Origin of the sequence: Rhizobium freirei PRF 81, assembly GCF_000359745.1 — a bacterium.
GTDB lineage: Bacteria > Pseudomonadota > Alphaproteobacteria > Rhizobiales > Rhizobiaceae > Rhizobium > Rhizobium freirei.
This window is the reverse complement of sequence record NZ_AQHN01000071.1, coordinates 1-2,141: the sequence shown is the minus strand read 5'-3', so window position 1 is coordinate 2,141 and position 2,141 is coordinate 1. Positions and strand designations below refer to the sequence as shown.

Genomic DNA, 2,141 nt, shown 5'->3' with positions numbered 1-2,141 from the left:
TACGCATTCGGCGAGTACCGCATTAATTTCGTATTTGCACGTGATAAGCTCTCGCAATGGATATCGACGAAGACAAGATCGACGATGCGGTGCTGGCGCTGTTGTGGCTGACGCTGCATGACGGGTATCGAGCCTGGAAGGGTTTGGACTGGGAGACGACGGATCGTTTGTTCAAGAAGGGGCTGATCGCCGATCCGGTGAACAAGTCGAAGTCGTTGATCTTAACGGATGAAGGCCTGCAACGGTCAGAGGAGCTGTTTCGGGAACTGTTTACGCGGCCGCCGCAATAGGTGCCGCCTTTTCGGCCTTCCAAGCCCACGGCAACAACTCGTCGATCCTGTTTGCCGGGTGGTCGGCGATACGGGCAAGCACATCGGCAAGCCAGGCCTGCGGATCGACATGGTTCATCTTTGCGGTGACGATCAAACTGTACATGGCGGCAGCTCGTTGACCACCACGGTCGGAGCCGGCGAATAGCCAAGCCTTTCTTCCCAATGCAATTCCGCGCAGCGAACGCTCTGCCGCGTTGTTCGACAGGCAGATCCGGCCATCGTCGAGGAAACGAGTAAACGATACCCAGCGGTTCAACATGTAGTCGAACGCTTTGGCCAGATCATTGTCGCGAGACAGCTTGGCACGTTGCTCGCGCACCCACCGCTCCATGTTGGCGATCAGTGGCTTGCTATGCTGCTGACGCGTCGCCTTGCGCTCATCGGCCGTCTGGCCATTGATCTGACGTTCGATCTCGAACAGCGCATCGATCCGGCGCACCATCTCGATGGCGATTGGTGAGATGACGGCAGCGGGTTTGCCCTGAGCCTTGCGCCGGGCATTGGCCTCGAGATCGGCCATGATGAAGAATGGTCGCCTTGCGTGCGCCCAGCACGCTGCCTCATAGATCGGACCTGGACTGCGATCAGGAAGATAGAGCTTGGTATAACCGCCATAGGCATCTGCTTGCAGGATGCCGCAATAGCCGGCCAGATGCGCCTGCGGATGGTCACCGCTGCGGTCGCGGGAATAATAGAACATCGCCGACGGCGGCGCCGTGCCACCGAACGGGGCATCATCGTGCACATATGTCCAGATCCGAGCAGTATCGGTCTTGCCGGCTGCGAGAACCGGAACCGTGGTATCGTCGCCGTGAATCCGCTCGGCTGCAAAGGTGTGAGCCTCGATCCGCCTCAGGATTGGATCAAGGGCATGGCAACAAGAACCGATAGCATCGGCTGCCGTCGACAGGCTGATTGACACGCCCTCAAGCGCAAATCGTTCCACCTGACGATTAAGGGGAATGTGTTGGCCGAATTTGTCGTAGAGGATCATCGCCAGAAGGCTTGGACCTGCCCAGCCTCTGGGAATGACGTGGAATGGGGCCGGTGCCTGGCTGATCTTCTCGCAGTCGCGGCAGGTGAACTTCTCGCGCACCGTCTGAATGACTTTCCAGGAGCGTGGAATGCTCTCCATCGTCTCGGTGACATCTTCGCCCAGCTTGCGCAGCCGGTCACTACCGCAGCAGCTGCAGGCGACCGGACCGGGCACAACGACACGCTCGCGCGGCAGGTGATCGGGGAATGGCTTCTTAACGGGGCGTTTGCGTGTGAAGCCGGCGACAGCAATGGGGGCGGCCGCAGCAATGGCCATTTCAGCGGCAAGTTCATCCTCGGTGGCCGCCGCCTCGGCATCCTCGAGCATCAGCTCCATTTGAGCGATCAGCCTGGCAGTCCGCTCCGATTTCTGACCACGCAATTGCCTTTGCAGCTTTTCGATATGGACCTTCTGACGCAGAATGGTGGCTTGATCGTCCGCTTCCTTGGCTTTGGCGACGGCAAGTTCGGCTAAGGCAACGGCGCGCTCCGCACGCGCCACGACCAGCTCTGCTTCAAGTGCAGCGGCATAATCGGAGTGGTTTTCCAGGCCGTTTTCCATGTCCGGATCAAACCACAAAGCCACTGATTTGCATAGCTTTTCTTCAAGGTTCGAGCCGCAAAATGCACCTATCCGGCGCTCGTCGGACGCCATGTCTGTTGCGGATTTCGCCAGTCTATTCCCTCAAGAAGGTAGGACATCTGCCCGGCTGTAAGGGCAATGGCTCCGTCCACTGTCGCCGGCCAAATAAAGTGGCCTCGGTCGAGCCGTTT

General features: G+C 58.9%; 3 protein-coding genes. 1 reads left to right on the top strand and 2 read right to left on the bottom strand.

Features of this window, described 5'->3' with window-relative positions; translation table 11 throughout:
• Nucleotides 1-56: 56 nt before the first annotated feature.
• Nucleotides 57-290, top strand: a complete 234-nt coding sequence (locus RHSP_RS18870; protein ID WP_004129017.1) for a DUF6429 family protein — start codon at nt 57-59, stop codon at nt 288-290.
• On the opposite strand, the gene tnpC is transcribed toward RHSP_RS18870, so the two are convergent.
• Both tnpC and tnpB read right to left on the bottom strand, forming a co-directional pair.
• Nucleotides 271-1,929, bottom strand: a complete 1,659-nt coding sequence (gene tnpC / locus RHSP_RS18865) for an IS66 family transposase (RefSeq protein WP_004129019.1) — start codon at nt 1,927-1,929, stop codon at nt 271-273. The two genes, RHSP_RS18870 and tnpC, sit on opposite strands and share 20 nt — an antisense overlap.
• 68 nt (nt 1,930-1,997) lie before the next feature.
• Nucleotides 1,998-2,141 (bottom strand): IS66 family insertion sequence element accessory protein TnpB (gene tnpB / locus RHSP_RS33865; RefSeq protein WP_167332660.1); only part of this gene is annotated, 144 nt, incomplete at its 5' end.